The organism is Cellulosimicrobium sp. XJ-DQ-B-000 (assembly GCF_031119065.1).
In the GTDB taxonomy this organism is placed as follows: domain Bacteria; phylum Actinomycetota; class Actinomycetes; order Actinomycetales; family Cellulomonadaceae; genus Cellulosimicrobium; species Cellulosimicrobium funkei.
Genome location: NZ_JAVHYN010000001.1, coordinates 300,344 through 320,982, shown reverse-complemented (window position 1 = coordinate 320,982; position 20,639 = coordinate 300,344). Strand labels below are relative to the sequence as shown.

The window sequence follows — 20,639 nt, the reverse complement described above, 5'->3', positions numbered from 1 at the left end:
AGAGAGGGACGTGCGCCGTTCCTGATACCCGGGTGAGGAAGAGCGCTGCCTCGGCCGGCACGAGCGTGTGGGGACCGTCGCGCCGCAGGCCCTTCCAGGCTCGCCCGGGCGTGATGTGCGTCGCGCGGGGGTCGCGCGTGGTGCCCCGAGCAGGACTCGAACCTGCAACCTACGGATTCCCAAGTTCGGAACACATAGACGCAGGTCCAGAATAAATAGACGGCGATGGACGGTTCTTCTGGAACTATGGACGTGTGTCTATTCCGGGTGCACGGCCGTGATTCCGAGGCTCGCGGTCGCCGATTGTTTCCGTGGGGTAAGCGTGGGCACGACGGGGCATCGATGATCGAACGTGCGTTCGAACTGCGCGTAGCCTGGCTCGGTGAGCGAGCGTGAAGACCGGCGGGGGTTGATCCGGCGCAAGGGCGACGACCGGCCTGGGATCGCCGCGTCCGCGCCGCGGCCGGGCCAGCTCGAGGACCGCCCATGGTCCGAAAAGAAGCCGCTCAACTACGACGACCCGCCGCGTGTGCCCGTCATGCCGTCAGGCGACCTCGCCGTGATCGTGCGTCTCCTCTGGGAGACGCACGAGGAGCTGCTCCCGGCGCGCGCGATCCGCTGGACCGACACGCACGCCATGGTCGTCATCAAGGCCCTGACCCCGCCGTACAACCAGCACGAGCTCATCGTCTGGCTCCGCGTCGAGGACGTCTTCCGCACGATCCCGCGCCGTCCTCGACCGCGTCCCTGACCGTCCGCTGGGCGTCGTCACGGTAGGGTCGCCACCCATGAGGGCGGCATGGTCGGCGCTGATGCTGGCGGCGGGACGTTGGTGGTGGCTCGGTCCATCGTCGGTCGTGGCGTTCGGCGTGGCGGGTCTGCTCGTCGGGCCCCTCGGATGGTGGGTCGCTCCACTGGGTGTGGTCGCTGCGGCCGGGACGTTCCTGGAAGTGGTCGCGAAGGGCGCTCTCGTCAGCCAACTCGGGGACTCGAAGGCGCTGCTCTACCGAGGCCTCAACCCGCTGATGCGCGGTCTCGCTCAGTTGGTCGCGAAGACCACCCCGCGCAAACGCCAGCACGAACTGCCGACCGTTCTCATGCTGGCACTGATCTGTGCGCTCACCCTCACCCGCGAGGAAGGGTCCCGAGCGTCGTTCTTCTACCGAACGAAGGTGGACGACCGGGACTGCCTGATCCCACACCCGTCGCTCTCGACCGGACGTGGGGATGAACCCGTCTCCAAGTTCTTCAGAGACGACGGGGAAGGGAAGGCCGTGTGGGAGGCGGCCGAGACTGGCCTGCCGAACTTCTGCAAGGACATCCACGCCGACCCGCCAGCGGGCATGGACCTGTCACGGCCCCGGTCGTACAGGACGTTCGTCACGGCCCCGGTCATGGTTGATGGACGGCTCTCTGGGCTTCTCACGATCAACGCGCGAGACCCTGGCGACCTCACCGAGGAGGACAAGGGTGTGGTCCAAGTCCTTGCGCGGATATCTAGCGTGGCGGTCGCACTGTGCGATGGAATGTGGGTAGATGCTGATACGAAGACGGAGAGGGGAGGGTGACGATGGCAGACAAGTGGGCAGCAGACATGGACCGACTCATCGCCGAGATGCGTCGGAACCCTACTCGTTACGTGGCCGAGGCGCGCAAAGATGCGCGGAAGGGGACGCTCACCGCCAGATCCGCAACGACAGGTCGGTTCGTCACCTCGAAGGATGCGCAACAGGGCTCCCGACGACGAACGGCCGGATAGAACGACGAAGCGCCCCCGCCCCTCCACATGGGAGGAGCGGGGGCGCGGTCGCGTGCAGGGATGGTCAGGCGGTCGGCCGCCACCCGAGCGCGAGGAGCTTCTCGACGATCACATCGGCCTCGTGGATCGGGTCGCGCGGCGTCGTGTAGGCGGTCTCGATGTCCACGTCGTGGTACCCGAGCAGGTCACGCACACGGTCGGCGATCTCGTCCTTGGCCGCGGAGACCTCGGGAACCTCGTAGCCGGCGGGCGCGGAGGTGTCGACGATCGACGTGATGATGTGCACGCCGTCGGCGTCGGGCTCGACGACCTTGGGTGTCGAGGACAGGCCGAGGTGGCGCAGCCAGGCGTCGACGGCGGGTATCGCCATGATCCGGGCCAGGGCGGCGGAGACGGCGGCGAGGACCGCGCCTGCGGCGACGACCCACGCGAGCCATGCCTCGGGCAGGTACTCGCCGAGCTCGTCGTGCAGGATCGCCGCGACGATCGGGGCGACGACCCCGAGGACGAGGATCACGGAGATGACGGTCTGGGTCGCGGTGCGCCAGGACGCACGGACCGGATGGGCCTGCTGGGTGGACGTGGTGGTCACGGGGTGGCTCCGATCAGGTGGGCGAGCACCCGCAGGGGCTCGAGGACGAACACGTGGACGGCGGCGACCGCGAGCGCGGTGCCGAGGGTGAGGGCCGCGGCCGCGACGGCGGCGGCCGCGGCGGCGCGCCGCACGAGGCGTGCGGCGCGCCGACGGGTGCGCGGGGTCACCGGAAGAGGCGGCCGGCGTTGAGCTCGGCCTGGATGACCTTCACGCCGGCGGACGGGCGGCCCCACTCGCCGTCGCCGACGTACCCGCGGGCGCGGCCCGTGGGCGTCGTCTCGAGGTACTGCTGGAACGCCCAGTCCGTGCGCGTGCGCGCGATGACCGCAGACGGGACGTTCTGCCGGTGACCGAAGCCGTCGACCTCGAGCACGCGCCCGTCGTAGTCGCGGAAGCCGCGGGCGTTGAGGAAGCGCTGCAAGGCGCGGGTGAAGTTCGACGGCGCGCTCAGCGTGCCGTCGGGGTTCGCGGAGCCGAGCGCGCGCTGCATTGCGCCGAGCGTGCCGGAGCCCTCGAACCCGTCCTCGCCGAGCTTGCCGCTCGACGAGGACGGGGCGGGGCGCGCCGGGGTCGACGCGCCGTTGATGCGCGCGACGAAGCCCGCCCAGCCGCCCTCGGCACCGGACAGGAGCTGCGTGGGGCAGTTCTTCCCGGTGATGTCGTGGTGGTTCTTGAGCGCATCGCCCACGCCCTGCGAGCGCAGCCACCACGCGAGCTCGATCCCGTTTTGGACGGTCTGGGCGTAGTCGCCGTCGGGGTTCACGCACAGCTCGACCGAGACGTAGTGCAGCCCGCCGCGCCCGGCGGACCACGTCTTTATCCCGTTCGGGAACGACTGCACGGCCTCGGTGTCGTCGACCGTCCAGTTCCACGACGCGTTGCGCACGTTGCCGCGCTTCTGCAGCCGGGCGTGCGCCGCGGCGTTCGCGCCGCGGCTCTTGTTCGCCGTCTCGTGGAAGAGGATGCCGAGCGCCTTCGAGCCCGCGCCGTCGGTCATCGACCGGACGATCGAGGCGGGCGCGAGGTCCTGTCGGGTGGTGACCATGGGGAGCCTCCTGGGTGTAGCGAGGCCCCGGTCGCCGTGGTGGCGGCCGGGGCCGTGGGTGGGTGTGGGTGCTTGGGTCAGTCGCGCGGCCAGGGCGCTCGTGCGTCGATCTGCTCGCGCGTGATGCCGAGCTCGAGGAGCCAGCCGCGCAGTGCCGAGGCGTGCTCGGCGTACAGGCGGCGTTGGCGGTAGGCGTCGTCGCGCTCGTCCTCGGTCTTGCGCAGGCGGGCGTAGGCGTCGTCGCGCTGGCGCACGAGCCCGGCGTTGCGTCCTCGCTCGCGGGCGGCCGCGCCGGACAGCCACGCGGTCAGGCCCTTGGCGATGGTGGGGACGAGCGCTCCGCCGCCGACCGCGACGATGAGAGCGGCCCAGGCTTGGGCGGTGGTGAGGTCGATCAAGGCTCCCGCCCTCTCAGTCGCGGTGGCGGGTGACGGGCGGTTCGGGGTCGTAGGCGTACCGGCGGATGCGGAACCACCGCACGGCGAGCAGCAGCGCGAGCATGAGCAGCGCGCCGGCCTGGGGCCACCGGTTGCCGTCGGGGATCGTGAGCTCGAGGACGACGGTGACCATGACCCAGACCGCGAGCCCGGTAATCGACGCGATGACCGCTGCCCGCTCGAGCCACCAGATGCCGGGCAGGGTCGCGAACACGCCCAGCACGCCGCCGAGGATGAGGAACGCGGCCCAGACGGTGGTGAGCACCGGTCCGAGCTCGCCCGCGACCGACGACGGCGGGTCGACCAGGGCCGAGGCCCCGACGCCGAGGATGACGAGGTAGGCGATCCAGTGCAGGCAGGTGACGACCTTGGGCTCTTGCACCTTGCCCCACAGGGCGAGCGCGGCGCTCATGCGCTGATCCGGGTGATGTGCAGGTGGCCGCCGAGCTTGGTGTTGTTCGACCCGCCGTAGCGGAAGGTGCGCAGGTCGACGCCTTGGCCGGCGGACAGGCGGGCCTGGCTGGCCATGGACGTGACGCCGAGGGTGGCGTCCATGCGCTGCTCGTCCTCGGGGTTGTTGTTGGCGCGCAGCTGCTGGGACATGTTGGGCGGTCCGTCGGCGACGGTCACGACGCGTGCGGTCATGAGGTAGAGGCCGGGGACGGAGACGACGACGCGGCGTGCGTCGCGGTCGATGCTGAACACGCCGTAGGGGTCGTCGGTCTGCGCGGCCACGGGTGTGCCCAGGAGCGGCATCGCGGTCCACTGGTTGACGACGTACCCGGCGGTCTCTTCGATGGTGACGCGGACGGTCGCGGCTGCGGGGATGGGCTTCCACCCGGTGCCCCAGTTCATCTCGAGCGCGTTGGTGTCCGCGCGCCAGGCGATGGCGGGTTCGGTGGTCGAGGGCGGGCGTCCGGCCGCGGTGAGCCCGGCGGACAGGGCGTTGCGCCCGGCTTCGTTCGCGACGGGGACGATCGTGGTCGCGGACTCCATCATCTTGCGCAGGTCTTCGGTCAGCGCGTAGGCGTCGCCGGTGGCCGGGACGCGGATGCCCTCGGGGAGGATCGTGGGCACGGCAGGCTCCGTTCTCCCGGGCGCGCCGGGGGTGTGGGTGGGTCGCGGTCAGGCGGCCCAGTCGATGGCGACCGCGCCGGAGGCGGGGTACTCGGTGCGGCCGACGACGCCCATGTAGGGGTTGCCGTAGATCGCGAGGCCGCCGCCGGCGACGAGGGTCGCGGCGAAGGTGACGGGCAGGGCGATGTCGCCGCCACCGAACCCGGCCGGGACGACGACGTCGTAGGGGCCGTCGATGAGGTTCACGTCCCCGCCGGGGCGGGCGGAGAACCCGTGGGTGTACAGGTGCAGCACGAGGTCGGCGTTGTGCGAGCCGATGCGCCGGCGCGGGCCGAGGTGCATGCGCAGCCCGGTCAGGCGTCGCCCGGCCAGCGACCCGGGCCCGGTGCCGTAGAACCACGCGCCGCGGTAGGTGCGCGGCCCGTAGGTGCCCTGGGTGAGGTTCTGCCCGAACCCGTAGGCGTCGTTCCACCCGGAGCCGAGCTGGTAGGTGCCGGAGTCGATCGCGGCGAACGTCGCCGTGCCGGACTGCGCCGGCGGGGGAGGCGGGGGCGGGGGAGGTGGCGGCGGGGCGGGCGCGGGCGTCGCACCCGCCTTGCCGACCACGCGCGCCTGCCCGGCCGTCCAGTGCAGCTGCACGAGGTCGCCCACGGTCGGGGCGTAGGACGCGAGGAACGTCGCGGTGACGTCGCCCTCGGTGGTGGTGACGGTGATCGTCGCCGAGCCTGCCGGGACGGAGGCGACCGTGCCCGTGCCGGGCCGGGGCCGGGCGGTGACGCGCCCGAGCACGGTCGCTTGGGACTGCCCGGTCGGGCCGGACGTCATCGCGATCAGCAGCGGGTCGCCCTCCGTGATGCCGGTCGGGTCGACCCACGCGGCCGGGATGATGACGCCCGAGGTGGACGCGACGATCCTGCCCTGGCCGTCGCGGACCGCGGTCCCGGACACCAGCCGCACCTGCTCACGTTCCAGGGGCGGGCCCAGGAGCGGGTCAGGAAGCACGCCGCACCTCCTGGGCGACGGCCTGGACGTCCTCGTACCGGCACGCGACGGTCAGCGACATGGGGGACACCCCTCCCTCCGAGCCGCGCATCTGGATGCCGGTCGTGCGCCCGACCAGCGGGACGGGCCGCCCGGCGATGACGGGGTTCGCCACGCGCACCCAGTCCCCGATCTGCAGCCCGGGGTGGGGCAGGCACGTCACGGTCAGGTCGACCGAGCGGGTCGAGCGCTGGTTCTCGCGCAGCGTGCGCGCTGCCTTGTCGACCGACGTCTGGGTCTTGAGCAGCCCGGTCGACGCCTGGAAGTAGGGGTCGTGCCCGTGCGGGCCGTCCCAGCGCAGCGGCCCGCCGTCCTCGAACGCGCGCCCGATGAGCTGGCGGCCGTCGTCGGACTTGCCCTCCACGACCCACGCGTTGTGCAGGCCGTCGATGGTCTGGGAGCGCTGGACGTTGATGAGGACCCCGCCGGGTCCGCCGACGACGTCCCAGACCGGTTCGGTCGCGGCGAGCGGGTAGACCTCGAGCTGCCCGTCGCCGCTCATGCGGTGCCCGCAGCCGATCTCGGCGAGCAGGTCCTCGACGGCGTCCATGCGTTCGCGCTCGTAGATCACCGAGGAGGACACGGGGGAGTCCACGACTCCGGCCGCGACCTTGACCGGCATGATGTCGCGCAGCAGGCGGCGCACCTCGGACAGCACGGTCGCACCCGAGGGCGGGTTCTCCGGGGCCAGGAGCCGGTCGCGCACGGCGAGGCGGGTCAGGTCCTCACCGGTGATCGGGATGCGCGCGCCGGCCGAGACGTACTGCAGCACGTCCCCGTCCTCGTCCTGCCCGACCTGGTAGACCCGCCACGACTCGGCCGGGTCGTTGGACGCCAGGCGGAACCAGCCGATGTCCACGAAGTACCCCTGCGGCAGGGTGTAGATGACCTGCAGGCGCGTGCCCGCGACGCCGAGCGGGTCGTCCACCGCCCACGGCGCGAGCGTGCCGTCCGGGTCGTTCACGGTCAGCCCGATCTGGCCCTGGACCTGCTTGTCCGACCACGACAAGGTCCAGTCCGAGCGCGGCAGCCCGCCCTCGGGACCGACCACGCGCCCGTCGTACCAGGCCACGACCCGCAGCCCATCTCCGGAGCGGGACCCGGCCAGGATCGAGCGGGCCTCCTCGCTCATCGCGCGCACGTCACGCACCTCCCATCGAGGGGTCCTTGAGGTCGTCGAGGTAGGTCGCGTTCGCCGCGACGGCGGCGGCCTGCGCGTCGGCGTAGGTGGCCCACAGCTCCTCGACGTCGCCGTAGGTCCAGATCGGCACGACGATGTTGATCGACTGCGGCGCGACCTGCGGGCCCTGGACCCGCCACCGGTACAGCCGCCCCTGCAAGAAACGACGCGGCGTGACGTCCTCCACCTCGGCGGCCACGTACAGCAGGTCGGCCAGGTCGCCCCACGACGGCAGCGGGCGGATCAGCAGGGGGAACGCGCCGGTGAGGATGCCGCGCAGCGCGGTGGACGTCTCGGCGAGGTCGGTCACGAAGTTGAACGCCAGACCGGAGGCGACCAGGCGCTGGCCGCCGAGCGCGACCGGCTCGTCCGACCCGAGGATCGTCGCGAGCTCGACCCCCATCGCGTAGGTCAGCGTCGGCAGGGACGGGGACACGATCCCGACCCCGCCGACGTAGGTCTCGGCCGAGACCGGCAGCATGTGGCCCGGGAGCATCGGGTCCTGGACGCTGCCCCACCGCGAGTCCAGCACCACCGACGCGGACAAGGCCGCGGGCACGACCGCGCCCGCGACGACCTGCAGCTCGTAGGTCACGGTCCGCCCGATCGGGCACTCCGCGTCCTCGACGTACCCCGACCCGTACACGACGCGCCGGTTCCACCCGCGCACCACCCGCCGCTTGTTCCCCGGCGAGGACCGCCACAGGGTGACGACCGAGGGCCCGACGTCGTCCAGGCCCTCGACCGTCACCCCCGCGCGCGGGCCGGGGGAGTCCAGCAGCGCTTCCACGCTCAGACCGCTCACCGCTTGTACCCCCTCGTGCCTCGCCCGGCCGCCTGCGCGGCACTGATCCGCCCGTCGGCCACCTCTTCGAGGTAGGCGTCGAACTCGCGGTCACCGACCACCAGACGCACCGGACGCCGATCCGACCCGGGCGCGTTCGTGTTGTTCCCGCCCCAGGCCGGAGCGACGTCCACCCGCGCCAGCGGCTCGGGCTTGCCGGTGTTGTTCACCACGACCGACGGGCCCGGAGGCAGCCACCCGCCCTCGTCGAACTCGAGCACGCCACCGTTCGCCAGCGCCCAGTGGACGTGGTTGTAGTGGTCGCCCTTCGTCGGCTCTGGGTAGAGGTGCGAGCGGCCCTTGTAGAGCTGCTGCGCGCCCATCGGGGAGTAGATGAGCTCATACGACCCCGGGTACGCGGCCTTGAGGGTCTGGAAGATGCGGGTCATGCCCGCGGTGTCCATCGACCCGACGCCCGCGATGTCGACCGCGCGACCCTGCCCGTGCATCGACGGGAACCCGGTCGCGGTGATCGCACCGGGCCGGAACGTCGAGGTGATCCGCGCCCAGGGGAGCAGGTCCTTGACGATCCCGGCCATGCGCTGCCACCCGATCGCGCCGGCCGCGGGCGCGGCCGCCGCGGCGGTCTCCTCGTTCTTCCGGGACACCAGGCCCTTGACCGTCTCGACGAGCCCGCCCACGGCCTTGCGCGGCAGCTCGGACACGATCGTGCCGAGGTCGCCCGCACCGATCCCGCCGAGCACCGCGTTCATGGGCTTGGTGATGAGGTCCGCGAGCGCGCCGACGGGGTCCTTGAGGAACTTCGCGACCGACTCCGCGGCGTCCCCGGCCCAGTTCCACGCCGCGGACGCGCCGCGCGCGACGGCGTCCCACGTGTCCCCGGCCCAGCCCGTGATGTTGCCCCACACCCCGCCGTTGGCGAACGCCTGCCCGTTGCGGGCGGCGGCGTTCATCCGCTCGACGGCCGCGGGGCCGCCCACGGCCCGGGTCCACTCCGGGCGCATGATCGCCTCGCCGCCGGAGAGCTCGAGGAGCCCGCCGGTGGGGGAGACGAACCGGTGCACGTCACGGCCCGGGGTGTAGCCGGGCATCACGCCGCCCGTCGCGAACTTGATCGGGTCGATGTCGGGCAGCTTGAGGTCGAGCCCGACCTTCTCCGCGATCGAGTCCCACGTCTTCTTGATGCCCTTGGTGTAGACGGTCTCGATGATGAAGTTCACCGGCTTCGCGGCGGCTTCCTTGATCTTGGCCCACGCGACCGAGATGACTTCCTTCGTCAGCTCGAACGCCTTGCCGACTGCGTCGACCCCGGTCTTGATCGGTGAGAATACCCACTGGTCGAGCCAGTTCCACGCGTTGACGCCGGCCTGAACGAGCGCGTCCCACACCGGGACGAACACGTGGTCCTTGACCCACGCGAAGCCCGCGCCGAGCATCTCCCAGCCCAGCTTCATCGGCGTGATGACCCACTGGTTGATCCAGTTCCACGCGTTGAGCCCGGCCCGGACGAGCGCGTCCCACACGGGGACGAACACGTTGTCCTTGACCCACGCAAAGCCCTGCCCGAGGAGCTCCCATCCGACGCGCATCGGGAGGAAGACGTTCTGGTCGAGCCAGTTCCACGCGAGCTGCGCGGTGACCTTCACGGCCTCCCAGACCGGGGCGAGGAAGGTGGTCCAGACCCAGGAGAAGCCGTCCGCGAGGAGCTGCCACCCGGTGAGGATCGAGACGAACACGACCTGCAGCGCGGTCCACAGAAGCTCGCCGCCCGCCTTGATGCCCTCCCACACCGCGGAGAACACCGGCATGACGTCGTCCTGGAACCACGCGACCGCCGGCGCGACAGCGTCGAGGATGTCCTGCCACAGGTCCCCGAACCAGCTGCCGATCGGCTCCCAGATGTCCTTGAACCACGCGACGACCGAGTCCCAGTTCTCGACCAGAGCCCATACCGCCGCACCGACGGCGACCACGGCCGCGACCACCCACGTCATGGGAGACGCGAGCATGGCGCTGTTCGCTGCCCACTGTGCGGCGGTGTAGACGCCCCACGCGGTGGCGAGCGCGCCGAGCGCGACCGCGAACACCTGAAGCGCGGCAGGGTTCTCCTGTACCCACCCGAGGATCGACTCCGCCGGACCGAGGAGGGGCTGAACTCCATCGACCAGGACATCGACGAACCCGCGCTTCAGCCGTTCCCAGCCAGTCGAGGCGTTCCCGTTCAGGGTGTCGCCCATGGCCTCGGCCTTGCCCGTGACGTCGCCGAGGCCGCTGCTGGTTGCGGAGAGCGAGTCGAGGAACGCGGGGATCTTGTCCGTGCCGATGTCCTCGAGCGGGGTGCCGAACAGCGCGATCGCCGCGTTGGCGCGCGACGTCGGGTCCTCGATGCCCTGCAGCCCGGTGACGAGCTCGGACAGAGCCCCGGACGCGACGTCGCCACCGGCGAGGAACTTCGCTGACATGTCCTCGGCGGACAGGCCCGCGAGCTCGTACGCCGAGACCGAGGCCGCCGACATGTCGGTGGCCCGGATCGTCAGCTCCTTGAGCGCGTCCCCGGTCTTGTCGATCGCGTACTGCCCGCCCGCGGACGCCGCGACGAGCATGCCCATGGACTGCTCGCCGGTCAGGCCGAGCTGGGCGAAGTACTGCGAGTACTCCTGCGTCGCGTCGACGACCTCGCCGCGCAGCGCCTCGGGCACCTGCTGTAGCGACGCCGTCATGAGGTCGAACGCGTGCACGGCGTCGGTCGCCAGCCCAGTCTGGATCAGGATGCCCGCGTTGCGCGCGGACTCGGCGACGTCGACGTCGAACGCCTTCGCGAAGTCGAGGGCCTTCGTCGTCACGGACTCGAGGTCCGCCTCGGACGCGTCACGCATGCCCGCGATCGACGACATGACGGTGCCGACCGCGCCGGACACCTCGGTCAGGGACTCGCCGTAGGCGTTCGCGTACAGCGACCCTGCGACGTTGCCAGCGGTCGCGGACTGCGCCGCCGTCAGGTCGAGCGAGGCGGCCATCTTGTCGACTCCGGCGTCGAGCTCCATGCCCTGGGACCACGCCTCGGTGAACAGGGCGACGCCGCCAGCGGCGGCGGCGAGCTTCGTGACCATGCCGCCCAGCCCGCCCGTGGCTTCGTTGAACGAGTCCTTGGCCTGGCCCACGGACGACTTGACGGCTCCCCACTTGCTGGGCTGCTCGTCGACCTCGTTGTTCAGGTCCGACGTCGCCTTCTCGAGCTGACGCGTGACCTCGCGGTGCTCACGCTGTGCGGCGACGAGCTGGTCCTCGACCGACGTCGCCTTCGCCGACGCGGCGCGCTGGCGGTCGCGCGCGGCCTCAAGACGCAGCTCCGCGGCCTGGGCGCGGGCGGAGTCCTCCCCGGCCTTCTGGCGGGCGTCGGCGAGCGCCTGCTCGGCCAGGACGACCCGAGCCGACGCGTCGCGCTCGGCGGCGCGAGCCTTCGCGATCGCCTGCGTCTGGTCCGCGACGATCTTCTTCGTGCTCTTCGCCGCGCTCTCGAGCTCGTCGACGGCGGCCTTCGCCGCGCCGTTCTTCGCGGCGGGCTCGAAGCCCTTGGCCCATGCGAGACCGGACGCCTTGCCGGCGTCTGCGGCGGCCTTCGTGGTGCCGGTGGCGAGCTGCTTGGCGAAGGTGTCCATGGCTGGGAGGACATCGATCCACGTCACGTCGCCAGCCATGGGCACCTCCTGCTATGTGGTTGTGGTCCCGTCGTCGTCCTCGGCCTGCGCGCGGGTGAGCACGGCGAGCAGGTCGACGCGCTCCTCGGCGTCGTCGAGCTCCTGCTCCTGCTGCTCGCGCTGGTACTCGGTGAGGTCTGGGCCGGGGATCGGGACGAACTGCTGCTGCTCCTGTTTCGCCTTCGCAGCCTGGATGTTGCTCGTCAGCGTGAGCAGCGCGCCGCCGTGGTTCGCGATCGCGTGCAGCAGCCTCTCGGTGTCTCCCCACGGGCCGTAGAGCGCGCGGTGCAGCGCGCTGCCCGGCGGGAGGTGTTCGATCATCACGCGGAGCTTGCGGAGCGTGATCCGCCCGTCGAGGTACTCGGCGAGCGGATCACGCGGGGCGTACTCCTGTAGGAGCGCCGCCTCCATGGCCTCGGGCTCGGGCCCGAGGAGTTCGCTCAGCCCGCGTAGCGGAAGTTTCCCAGGCGCTCCTGCGCCGCGCGGGACTCGGTGCCGAACAGCATCGCGAGGTCGTCGACGGTGTACCCGGCGGCCTTCCACGTCGCGAGCTGCTCGTCGGCGTCGTGCTCGGGGTGGCCGCCGAGGATGACGAGCGCGAGCTCGTCGGCGTTCTTCGCGGCCTTCACCTGCTCGCCGAAGTCATCGTCCGCGGAGAGCGCGAGGCCGACCTTCACATAGACGGTCCGCTCCTCGCCGTCCACCTCGACGTCGACGGGGATGATCTGGTCCTCGGGGAGGACGTGCTCGGCCACCTGCTGCTTGAACGTCTCCATGCGCACACGGCGACGGTTGGGCTTGCCCATGTTCTCGTCTCACATCCTGGGGAGTCGGGGGAGTCTGCTGGGCGCGGCCGGACGGGACTCCCCGCACCGTCCAGCCGCGCCCGGTTGTGAGAGCTCAGCCCGCGGACGCGGCCGGGAAGCCCGGACCGTTCTCCATCGAGGCGAGCGCCTTGCCGACGACGGGGTCCTTGAACAGGCCGAACGTGAAGCCGATCGCCTCGTTCGCGTTGCGCGCGTGCGTGCGGTCGTTCGTGGCGGTGACCTTCGCGCGGTACCCGTACTCGATGCGGTAGAACGCCGCTTCCTCCGGGCCGTCCGCGGAGATGAGCCACAGCCGGTAGTACGGGAAGTCGACGAAGTCGCCGTCGTCGAACACCCACGGCGCGTCCTTCTTGGCGGGCCACTCGCTGCACGCCTGGCCGTGCCGGAGAGCGTGCAGCCAGGAGCTCGACGACTCGCCGAACGCGACGTTCACCGACTTCTCGATGCCGGTGATGTCGGTCCGGACCGGCTCGAGGTCCTGGTCCATGGTGGTCGGCTCGGTCGACACGCTCGCCGGCAGGACCACGCCGTCGGTCGTGATGTAGCCGAGGACCTTCGCGTCGGCCGGCAGGACCGGCGTCTTCGAGGTCGTGTCGAAGAACGACGTCGGCACCGGGGCCGAGTAGTCCTGCAGAGCGACGAGCTTGCGACCCCACTTGCGCACGAGGCGCGAGTTGGTGTCCATGAGTGCGCGGACGTCCGGCATGGTTCCTCCCGTGACGAGAGCCCCGGCCGGACGGCGCGGGGCTCGGATGATCTGGTGGTGGGTTGGTCGGCCCGCGGGCCGTGGTTGCCGCCCGTCAGCGCGGGCGGACGGTGAGCGTGTACGTCGCGATCGCGCGGCGCACGTCTTGGCTGGGCATCGGGTCAGCGGCGAACGCGAAGGTCTCCTCGACCTCGTCGACGTACATGCCCGGCGTGCCGTTGGTGGCGAGCGCCGCGAACGCGGTCTCGACCTCGCCGACGAGCGCCCACATGTCGCCGCGGGTGCGCGCGTGCACGGCGACCTCGATCTGGACGAGCTTGTCCAGTGGGCCGTCTCCGCGTCCGCCCGCGCGCTCGACCTTCACGTACTTCTCGGGGACGGTCGTCGTCGTCTCGGTGACGACACCGGCCGACCCGACGGAGAGCCGCGGGACGAGCCACGCCCGGACCTCGCGCTCGGCGTTCGCCCACCGCAGTACCTCAGGCACTGGAAGCCCTCCGCAGGATCTGCCGGCGTGTGATCTTCGCGCCCGCGTCGGCCGCCTGGTCGTCATCGCTGAGGGTCGCCGTGACGCGGGCGTAGGGGCGGCGGAACCCGCCCTCAGCCTTCGACCCGGGGCGAGTGCCCTCCTCCACGCGCAGCCTGCGGCCGAACCGCTGCGCGCCTGCCGCGGCGGCGAGGCGCTGCGCCCGGGGCAGCGCGCGCGCCGCCTTCGCGCGCAGCGCCGCGCGCACAGCGGGTGAGGACGCCGCACGCTCGAGCAGCTCGGTCGACGGCTTCATGCGCTTCGCCATGGTCATGCCCCCTTCCACGCGATGAGGACGACCTCGGTGTGGTCGAGCGCGCCGCCGCGGTAGTGCTGCGGCTCGCCGTCGACGCGGTACGTGGTGCCGCGCCACCGGAGGCGGTCCCCGGCCTGCAACCACTCGGTGAGTGGCCCAGAGGCACGCCACCGGCCGGTGACGACTTCGGCATCCCCGAGAGACTCGTTCGTCCCGACGGGCTGGACGTTCCACCCGGGGACGTCCTGCTCGACGACGTCCTCGGTCGGTACGCCGTCGTCGTCCGGGTCCCCGGGGGTCACGACGAGTACCGTGAGCGTCTCGCGGTGTAGCAGCCGGGGGAGCCTCATGACCGGTCCCCGTGGCGAAGTTCGTAGCGGGCGACGGCGTCGGACCAGCGTTGCGTGACGCCGCTGGCGGCGGTCGCGAAGAACGCCATCTGCTCACTGCCCGCGGCTACGTTCGCCACAGACGGGAGCACCCAGTACGTCGCCTCGGCCTGCTCGAGCACGGCGTCGGCGATGTCTCCGGGGACGTTGTCCCAGCCGTGCGTGTACGTGACCTCGATGTTCTCGAGCCCGTCCGGCCAACGCGCGTCGCGCCGGAGGATTCCGGCGCGACGCGCGAGCTCGAAGTCGGTCACGGGCGACCCTCCGATGACGACCGTGACCTCACCGACGACGGGGACCGCGGGGAGGAGGAGAGTGCGGGTCCCGTCTCCCGAGAGGTGGACGACGTCGTCCTCCACCTTCAGGATCGGGTACCCGACCTCACCCTCGAAACGGTCACTCGCCCGCTGCAGAGCCAGCAGCAGACTCGGATCGCTTGCCGCGACCCCGAGACGTGTTGCGAGGTCGCTTGGCTTCGCCAGCTGCGCCACCGTCGGCCTCCTTCACGTCGACCTTCTCCGTGGGCTCGGGTCCCTTGCTCGGGCCGAGCCCGAGGCGCGCCGCATCCTCGTCGCGGTAGCGGACGCCGTTGACGACGATCACGGCGTCTTGGGGGCGAGCTCGGCGACGAGGAGCTTCGCGGGCTCACGGATGAGCAGGAGCTCGCGGACCTCGGCGCGGATGTAGGTGAGGTTGTGACGGGCGTCGTCCTCGTTCTGGTTGAACGCCTCGATCGTCAGCCCCTCGCGCTCGAGCAGCTGGACGGTGGAGAAGTCGCCGAGCACGGAGGAGCCCTCAGCGACCTTCGAGGAGACGAAGCGGGGGCGACCCCAGATCGTCGACGGGCCCGCGCCGAACGGGCCGTTCCCGTAGTACCGCTGGTTCGCGTCCTGCAGCAGGTCGAGCTTCTCGTCGTCCGCGGGGTTGAGGACCACGGCCTGCACCTCGGTGTCCGACGTGGTGCGCAGCTTGGTGATCGCCTTGCGGATCGTCGTCGGGATGTCCGTCGCGAACGCCTGGTTCAGGACGCCGGTGGTGTTCAGGATGCCGCGCGGCTCATTGGTGCCCGTGCCGTTGAGGACGAGGTCCTCGATCTTGCCCCAGACGTTCCGCGCGAGCACGGAGTCGATGAGCGCGGCGATGATGCCGTCGTCGGCGAGCTCCTGGTTCGTGACCTTGATGCCGTCGGCGACCACGTGCGCGGCTGCCTGGGCGACCTGTGTGGTGAGCTCGCTCAGCGGCTTGAGTCCGCGCTCGGGTACGACGTCGGCGGCGGCGGTCGCGGCGACGAGCTGTCGGTACTCGACGTACGACGTCGCGGTCGTGCCGCGGGTGATGAGGTCGAGGAGCGTGGGCGGCTTCGGGTAGGTCAGGTCGACGATGCCCGGGAGGCGCTCGTAGACGATCGCTCCGCCGAGGTTCGTGCCGAGCGGGGTCGGGTCGCCCTGGGCCTTGGCCGCGAACGATCCGAGGCCGGCGGCCTTGATCGACACCGGCTTGCCGGAGACCCCGAGCGGGTTGGCCTCGCGGTGGGCCTTCATCGCGTCGGAGTTGATGAACCGCTGGCCGAGGGTGCGGCCGGCGGGCTGCTCGCTGTCGTCGTCCTTGGTGCGGACGTCCGACGTGCGACCGCGACCGGCCTCGGTGAGTGCCTTGGCCGTCTCGTCGCGCTTGCGGATGATGTCTGCGAGCTCGCCGATGCGCTTCACGACCTCGTCGGCGCGGGTGACCTCCTCGGGGGTGATGGTCCCCTCGTTGGCCTTGGTGAGCAGCTCGGCGCGCTCGGCGTCCAGCTGCTGCAGCTCGAGCTTCGGGTCCATGTCAGGCCCGTCCTTCCGTGGTAGACAGCGCGAGGCGCGCCTTGAGTGATGCGGGAACGACGAAGGCCCCGGCGTCCGCCGGGGCCTTCTGGGTGGGTGGTGCGCCAGGCGTGTCGCCTGGGGGCTCGTCGGGCGGGCTGTCCCGCTCCGTCTTCTCGGCCTCGCTGATGAGCGCGCCGAGGGTGTGGTGCACGGATTTCAGGGTGTCGACGTGGCGGGCGGCGAGGTCGGTGCCCTCGCTGTCGATCTGGTCGCTGAGCGACTTCACGCCCAGGAGCTGGGTCTCGGCGTTCGCGCCCTTGAAGCAGGGCCCGGCCTCCCAGAGGTCGACGTCGATGATCTCGTAGTAGGAGTCCTCGCCCTCCTTCTCGACCCACGCGCCCTCGCGGATGCGGCCGGACCAGGAGAACTCGACGACGAGGCCCTCGGCCATGAGCTTGCGCGCGAGTTGCCCCGACTCGGTGTCGAGGTACTCGGCGTGGAATAGCAGCCCGTCCGCGGTCTCCTCGGCGGACGCCTTCCCGATGAACGCGCCCATGTCGTAGAACTGGTGCGACCACAGCACGGGGATGGGGTTGTCGCCCCACTCCTCGAGCGTGCGGGTGAACGCGCCCTCGCGGACGACGTCGCCCTGGCTGTCCACGTTGCCGAACACGGCGACGAGCGCGTCGAACCCGCCGTTCGGCCCGGCGTCGACCTTCGTCACGGTGGCCGCGTACCGCTTGAGGACCGCGGCCCCGGTGCGCGAGTCGGTCATGATCCCTCCTATGCGCCGGTCGGCGCGGTGTCGGCGGGCGACGCGAGGCCGCCCTCGGTGACGTTCTTCGGGACGACGAGCTCGTCTGCGCCTTCCAGCGCGGGGAGGTTCTGCCGGGCGCGGGCTTCGTTCCGCGTGAGCCAGGGACCGCCCGTCGACCGGGAGAGGACCTCCGCCTGCTCGGTGAACGACCCGGCCATGGCGGCCTCACGGTTGAACTCGACGTACATGCCCTGCTGGTCTGCGAGCGCGGGGACTATCTCGGCGTTGAACGCCTGCTCGAATCCCTCCATGACCGGCCCGAGGGTCGGGCCGAACAGCATCTGCCGGAACGCAGCGATGTTCGCGAACGTGCCTTCGCGCGCACCGACGAGCTCGGGCGGGATGTGGTACGCGGAGGCGACCTCGGCGTCCGTGAGCTGGCGGCCCTCGATGTCCTGCGCGTCCACCGGCTTGAGTCCTTCAAGCTGCTGGTACTCCATGCCGTCTTCGAGGATCGGCGTCCCGCCGGCACGCTCACCGACTGTGCGGAAGGCCCGCCACGAGTTGACGAACCGGTCGCGCTTCGTGCCCTCGAGCGACTTCGGGTGCTTGAGGACGCCGGACACCTTCGCGCCCTCGTCCCACTGCGCTGAGCGCCACTGCACGGCCCGTGTCTGCTCGTCGAGCAGGTTCGACAGGGTCGCCAGGGGCGATACGCCGTGCGCCTTCGCGGGGTGCCACCCGGCGTCGAACGCGAGCGGGAAGTCGTCGAGCGTGAGCTTGCCGGCGGGAGTGAGCATCCGGATTCGGGTCACGGCCCCGAGGAAGTCCGACTCGACGTCGAGTAGCCGCGGGGGGATGCGCTGCAGCACGCCGTCGATCAGCGCGACGCAGTACAGGTCGTACATGCACAGGTCCACGGTCAGGTCGTGCATGAGCCGGTACCCGGTGACGTGCCGCTGCGGCAGGTGCAGCGTGCGCTCGAGCGTCGAGCCAGCGGCGCGACGCCGGTCCGTGTCCGACACCCGTTCGAAGGCGTGGAGCGGGACCGACGCGACGCCGCGTGCAGCGAACTCGACCACCTTGCGGACCGAGGGCTGCGACTTCCAGACCCGCAGCGGGTCGTGCTTGCCGCCCCCGGTGAGGACGGACAGCGGCGTGCCAGGGTCGACGACCGGGATGTCGCCCCATGTCGTGCGCGCCGGTACGCCGGTGCCCCACGTCACGGTGCGCCCGTCGGGGTTCGCGAAGGTCACCATCAGCCGCTCACCTGCCCGACGAGCACGGACCGGTGCGGCACGAGGACGTGCCCGCCGATCGGTGCGACGCCCTGCGGCGTGACGGCCTCCGCGTCGACGAGCTTCATGACGCGCCACCGCCACGACCGGACGACACGACCACGCACGGCCGCACCATCCGTGAGGGTGAGAAGCACCACGCTTCCGGTCTTGCAACGCACGGGGCCTCCTCGGTTCAGGCGATGATCAGGTCGTGGTCGTCGTAGGCCGACATCCCGGCGTCGTCGGCGATCGCCTCCGACATCGCGGTGACCAGCGCTGACCAGCCGTCGATCTTGTTGCCGGACGTGCCGCCGCGCTGCTTCGACGGCTTCACGTTCTCCGCTGCGTCGGTCTCGACGGCGAGGTTGTCGGTCATCCAGCGCATGACCGGGTTCCCGCCGTGGCGGAGCATGGGGCGCGCGGCGTCCTTCTGGGAGCCGAGCAGCAGCAGACGCTGGCACTCCTTGAGCGCGGGGGAGAGCGTGAGGAACCCCTGCCGCACCTTCACCATCGGCAGGCCCTTGCCCGCGAGGTTGTTCACGAGCTGAGTCGCGCCGTAGGGGTCGAACCCGAACGACCGGATGTCGAACTTCTCCGTGTCAGCCAGCGCCTGCGACTCGATGAAGTCGTAGTCCGTGACGTTGCCCGGGGTGACCGTGAGCCACCCGTCCTTGACCCAGCGGGACGCCGCGCCGGCGGTCCGCTTGTCGAGCGCTTCGACGTTCGCCTCGGGGGTCCAGAACCGCCAGACGGCGTCGAATCCGCCGCCGTCCGCGGGGAAGAGGTGGCACATCGCCGACAGGTCGGACACGGACGCGAGGTCGAGACCGGAGTAGCACGCGCGGCCGACGAGGTCGTCCTCGCGCACGGTCATGCCCGCGTTCGCGTCCCACACGGCGAGGTCGATGTACCGCGTCTCCTGCTTCGTGCGGATGCCGAGGTGCAGGCGCAGGAACGCGGCCAGGTCTGCCGGGCTGTTCTTCGCCTTCCGCGACTCGGCCGCGAGGTACGCGCGGGTCGGGCTGATCCCGTACCCGGGGTTCGCCTTGCGCCACGTCGACTCCGCGTGCGGGTCGTCGCCCTCGTCCGCGGCCCACACGACGCCGTACACCGACTCGTCCTTGATGACCGCTCGGGCGAGCTGCTCGACGTACCGCCGCTTGCGGTCATAGATCGTGTCGGGCTTCCCCGAGTCGGCCGTCGTGATGATGACGACGAGCGGCTGGGTACGGGACCCGCGGCCGGTCTCGATCGTCTCGACCAGGTCCGGTGTCTTGTGGACGTGGAGCTCGTCGATGATCCCGCCGTGGATGTTCGCGCCGTGCTGCGCGTCAGCCGACGAGGAGACGACCTCGATGTACGACCCGGAGCGCACGTGCACGACGCGCTTCGCGAACGCCTTGACCTTGCCCTTGAGAGCGGGAGTGCGTTCCGCGAGGGTCTTGATCGGGTTGAAGACGAACCCGGCCTGCCGCTCGCTCGTCGCCGCGGTGACGACCTGCGCGCCCGCCTCCCCGTCGGCGCACGCGAGGTAGATCGCGAGGCCGGCCGAGAGCGTGCTCTTGCCGTTCTTGCGCGGGACGTCGACGTACAGGTCGCGGATGATCCGGACGTAGTCTCCGGCGTCGTCGTCCCACCGGACCCACCCGAACGTCGGCGCGATGATGTACGCGACCTGCCACGGGTCGGGCGTGAGCGGCTTCCCGGCCCACTGGCCGGCGACGTGCCGCAGCGCGGTGAACGCGCGGAGCACGCGGTCGACGTGGTCGAACGAGAACTGCGCGCCGCGCACGGTGCGCGGCTCCGGGGTCTTGACCTTCGGCGGGCAGTCGGGAAGCGGGATGCCCCGCGCCGCCATGTACGCCGCGACCTCGGGACTGATCTTGAGGCGGCGCAGCGCCGCGGCCGACGGGCCGCGAGGCTCGGACGCGGTCGCGCGCTTCGCCGGGTTCCCCGACTTCGCGGCCCGGCTCGTGCTAGTCGAACGGGTTCTCGTCGTCGTTGCCACGGCCGTCACCCCTTGCGAGCGCCTGCTCCGTGCTCGGGGTCAGGCCGAAGTGCGCGGCGATCGCGCGAACCTCCTTCGCGGCGTTGCGCTGGATCGCGACCGCCGGGTGCGGGATGAGGCCCTGCTTCGCCTCGATGAACAGGCCGTGCACGCGAATCTGGTCGGTCGCCTCGCAGAACACGGCCCACGCCTCGCAGTACGTGACGAGCGTCGCCCGGTCGCCCTCCTTGAGGAGGTCGAGCCGGACGAGCTCGGGCACGACCCGGTTCCACTCGTCGAGCGCTTCGCCGACGAGGTCGTCCGGCGGCGTCGGCGGGATGCGCCGGAACGTCGGCCCGGTTTCGACCGGGCGACCGCCCGAGTCCTTGCCCTCGCCGCGCCCGTTGAGGAGGCGCAGCTTCGCGGGAGCAGCAGTACGTCCCACGATTTCACCCCCCGGGTCGCCCTCGGC

The 20,639-nt window shown here is 71.2% G+C and carries 24 protein-coding genes; 2 read left to right on the top strand and 22 right to left on the bottom strand.

What is annotated here, in order from left to right:
• Positions 1-382: 382 nt before the first annotated feature.
• Entirely contained in the window at positions 383-751 is a 369-nt protein-coding gene (locus tag RDI86_RS01540) for a hypothetical protein (protein ID WP_308820496.1), read from the top strand.
• Between the two features lie 37 nt (positions 752-788).
• Complete coding sequence (locus RDI86_RS01535) at positions 789-1,568, top strand: GAF domain-containing protein (RefSeq protein WP_308820495.1); 780 nt, start codon at positions 789-791, stop codon at positions 1,566-1,568.
• Positions 1,569-1,823: 255 nt separating this feature from the next.
• Here RDI86_RS01535 and RDI86_RS01530 read toward each other — a convergent pair whose 3' ends face one another.
• The 22 genes from RDI86_RS01530 to RDI86_RS01425 all read right to left on the bottom strand — a co-directional run bounded on the left by RDI86_RS01530 (position 1,824) and on the right by RDI86_RS01425 (position 20,612).
• On the bottom strand, positions 1,824-2,351 hold the full coding sequence (locus RDI86_RS01530) for a hypothetical protein (protein WP_308820494.1): 528 nt from the start codon (positions 2,349-2,351) through the stop codon (positions 1,824-1,826).
• Positions 2,348-2,521 carry a hypothetical protein gene (locus RDI86_RS01525; RefSeq protein ID WP_308820493.1) on the bottom strand — a complete coding sequence of 58 codons (174 nt, stop codon included), beginning with the start codon at positions 2,519-2,521 and terminating at the stop codon, positions 2,348-2,350. The genes RDI86_RS01530 and RDI86_RS01525 overlap by 4 nt, the downstream gene beginning before the upstream one ends.
• Positions 2,518-3,399, bottom strand: a complete 882-nt coding sequence (locus RDI86_RS01520; RefSeq protein ID WP_308820492.1) for an N-acetylmuramoyl-L-alanine amidase — start codon at positions 3,397-3,399, stop codon at positions 2,518-2,520. Before RDI86_RS01520 ends, RDI86_RS01525 begins: the two co-directional genes overlap by 4 nt.
• Positions 3,400-3,476: 77 nt before the next feature.
• Positions 3,477-3,797 carry a hypothetical protein gene (locus tag RDI86_RS01515; protein WP_308820491.1) on the bottom strand — a complete coding sequence of 107 codons (321 nt, stop codon included), beginning with the start codon at positions 3,795-3,797 and terminating at the stop codon, positions 3,477-3,479.
• 13 nt (positions 3,798-3,810) lie between these two features.
• Positions 3,811-4,248, bottom strand: a complete 438-nt coding sequence (locus RDI86_RS01510) for a hypothetical protein (protein WP_308820490.1) — start codon at positions 4,246-4,248, stop codon at positions 3,811-3,813.
• Positions 4,245-4,913, bottom strand: coding sequence for a hypothetical protein (locus tag RDI86_RS01505; RefSeq protein ID WP_308820489.1), 669 nt, complete (start codon positions 4,911-4,913; stop codon positions 4,245-4,247). The genes RDI86_RS01510 and RDI86_RS01505 overlap by 4 nt, the downstream gene beginning before the upstream one ends.
• A 48-nt stretch (positions 4,914-4,961) precedes the next feature.
• A complete protein-coding gene (locus RDI86_RS01500; protein ID WP_308820488.1) occupies positions 4,962-5,915 on the bottom strand; it encodes a hypothetical protein in 954 nt (317 codons plus the stop codon).
• Positions 5,905-7,086, bottom strand: coding sequence for a hypothetical protein (locus RDI86_RS01495; protein ID WP_308820487.1), 1,182 nt, complete (start codon positions 7,084-7,086; stop codon positions 5,905-5,907). Before RDI86_RS01495 ends, RDI86_RS01500 begins: the two co-directional genes overlap by 11 nt.
• A gap of 10 nt (positions 7,087-7,096) precedes the next feature.
• Positions 7,097-7,924, bottom strand: coding sequence for a hypothetical protein (locus RDI86_RS01490; protein ID WP_308820486.1), 828 nt, complete (start codon positions 7,922-7,924; stop codon positions 7,097-7,099).
• A gap of 11 nt (positions 7,925-7,935) precedes the next feature.
• The gene (locus RDI86_RS01485) at positions 7,936-11,637 is read right to left on the bottom strand and encodes a phage tail tape measure protein (RefSeq protein ID WP_308820485.1); all 3,702 of its coding nucleotides are present in this window, start codon (positions 11,635-11,637) and stop codon (positions 7,936-7,938) included.
• Positions 11,638-11,649: 12 nt separating this feature from the next.
• The gene (locus RDI86_RS01480) at positions 11,650-12,048 is read right to left on the bottom strand and encodes a hypothetical protein (protein WP_308820484.1); all 399 of its coding nucleotides are present in this window, start codon (positions 12,046-12,048) and stop codon (positions 11,650-11,652) included.
• Between the two features lie 29 nt (positions 12,049-12,077).
• Entirely contained in the window at positions 12,078-12,443 is a 366-nt protein-coding gene (locus RDI86_RS01475) for a hypothetical protein (protein WP_308820483.1), read from the bottom strand.
• Positions 12,444-12,537: 94 nt separating this feature from the next.
• On the bottom strand, positions 12,538-13,170 hold the full coding sequence (locus RDI86_RS01470) for a hypothetical protein (protein WP_175008118.1): 633 nt from the start codon (positions 13,168-13,170) through the stop codon (positions 12,538-12,540).
• A gap of 94 nt (positions 13,171-13,264) precedes the next feature.
• The gene (locus RDI86_RS01465) at positions 13,265-13,657 is read right to left on the bottom strand and encodes a hypothetical protein (protein ID WP_308820482.1); all 393 of its coding nucleotides are present in this window, start codon (positions 13,655-13,657) and stop codon (positions 13,265-13,267) included.
• Complete coding sequence (locus RDI86_RS01460; RefSeq protein ID WP_308820481.1) at positions 13,650-13,970, bottom strand: hypothetical protein; 321 nt, start codon at positions 13,968-13,970, stop codon at positions 13,650-13,652. Before RDI86_RS01460 ends, RDI86_RS01465 begins: the two co-directional genes overlap by 8 nt.
• Positions 13,967-14,302, bottom strand: coding sequence for a hypothetical protein (locus tag RDI86_RS01455; RefSeq protein ID WP_308820480.1), 336 nt, complete (start codon positions 14,300-14,302; stop codon positions 13,967-13,969). The genes RDI86_RS01460 and RDI86_RS01455 overlap by 4 nt, the downstream gene beginning before the upstream one ends.
• On the bottom strand, positions 14,299-14,832 hold the full coding sequence (locus tag RDI86_RS01450; RefSeq protein ID WP_308820479.1) for a hypothetical protein: 534 nt from the start codon (positions 14,830-14,832) through the stop codon (positions 14,299-14,301). Before RDI86_RS01450 ends, RDI86_RS01455 begins: the two co-directional genes overlap by 4 nt.
• Positions 14,833-14,940: 108 nt before the next feature.
• The gene (locus RDI86_RS01445) at positions 14,941-16,161 is read right to left on the bottom strand and encodes a phage major capsid protein (RefSeq protein ID WP_308820478.1); all 1,221 of its coding nucleotides are present in this window, start codon (positions 16,159-16,161) and stop codon (positions 14,941-14,943) included.
• A gap of 1 nt (position 16,162) precedes the next feature.
• Complete coding sequence (locus tag RDI86_RS01440; protein ID WP_308820477.1) at positions 16,163-16,918, bottom strand: HK97 family phage prohead protease; 756 nt, start codon at positions 16,916-16,918, stop codon at positions 16,163-16,165.
• An 8-nt stretch (positions 16,919-16,926) separates the two neighbouring features.
• A complete protein-coding gene (locus RDI86_RS01435; RefSeq protein ID WP_308820476.1) occupies positions 16,927-18,159 on the bottom strand; it encodes a phage portal protein in 1,233 nt (410 codons plus the stop codon).
• 214 nt (positions 18,160-18,373) lie between these two features.
• Entirely contained in the window at positions 18,374-20,188 is a 1,815-nt protein-coding gene (locus RDI86_RS01430) for a terminase TerL endonuclease subunit (RefSeq protein ID WP_308820475.1), read from the bottom strand.
• Positions 20,157-20,612 (bottom strand): phage terminase small subunit P27 family, encoded by a 456-nt coding sequence (locus RDI86_RS01425; protein ID WP_175008126.1) that lies wholly within the window; start codon positions 20,610-20,612, stop codon positions 20,157-20,159. The genes RDI86_RS01430 and RDI86_RS01425 overlap by 32 nt, the downstream gene beginning before the upstream one ends.
• Positions 20,613-20,639 lie beyond the last annotated feature (27 nt).

What these genes read in the sequence shown, in the direction of transcription:
- RDI86_RS01535 (WP_308820495.1), top strand. Translation starts at nt 789, where the DNA reads ATGAGGGCGGCATGGTCGGCGCTGATGCTGGCGGCGGGACGTTGGTGG.
- RDI86_RS01520 (WP_308820492.1), bottom strand. Translation starts at nt 3,399, where the DNA reads ATGGTCACCACCCGACAGGACCTCGCGCCCGCCTCGATCGTCCGGTCG.
- RDI86_RS01510 (WP_308820490.1), bottom strand. Translation starts at nt 4,248, where the DNA reads ATGAGCGCCGCGCTCGCCCTGTGGGGCAAGGTGCAAGAGCCCAAGGTC.
- RDI86_RS01495 (WP_308820487.1), bottom strand. Translation starts at nt 7,086, where the DNA reads ATGAGCGAGGAGGCCCGCTCGATCCTGGCCGGGTCCCGCTCCGGAGAT.
- RDI86_RS01485 (WP_308820485.1), bottom strand. Translation starts at nt 11,637, where the DNA reads ATGGCTGGCGACGTGACGTGGATCGATGTCCTCCCAGCCATGGACACC.
- RDI86_RS01480 (WP_308820484.1), bottom strand. Translation starts at nt 12,048, where the DNA reads ATGGAGGCGGCGCTCCTACAGGAGTACGCCCCGCGTGATCCGCTCGCC.
- RDI86_RS01475 (WP_308820483.1), bottom strand. Translation starts at nt 12,443, where the DNA reads ATGGGCAAGCCCAACCGTCGCCGTGTGCGCATGGAGACGTTCAAGCAG.
- RDI86_RS01470 (WP_175008118.1), bottom strand. Translation starts at nt 13,170, where the DNA reads ATGCCGGACGTCCGCGCACTCATGGACACCAACTCGCGCCTCGTGCGC.
- RDI86_RS01460 (WP_308820481.1), bottom strand. Translation starts at nt 13,970, where the DNA reads ATGACCATGGCGAAGCGCATGAAGCCGTCGACCGAGCTGCTCGAGCGT.
- RDI86_RS01455 (WP_308820480.1), bottom strand. Translation starts at nt 14,302, where the DNA reads ATGAGGCTCCCCCGGCTGCTACACCGCGAGACGCTCACGGTACTCGTC.
- RDI86_RS01445 (WP_308820478.1), bottom strand. Translation starts at nt 16,161, where the DNA reads ATGGACCCGAAGCTCGAGCTGCAGCAGCTGGACGCCGAGCGCGCCGAG.
- RDI86_RS01440 (WP_308820477.1), bottom strand. Translation starts at nt 16,918, where the DNA reads ATGACCGACTCGCGCACCGGGGCCGCGGTCCTCAAGCGGTACGCGGCC.
- RDI86_RS01435 (WP_308820476.1), bottom strand. Translation starts at nt 18,159, where the DNA reads ATGGTGACCTTCGCGAACCCCGACGGGCGCACCGTGACGTGGGGCACC.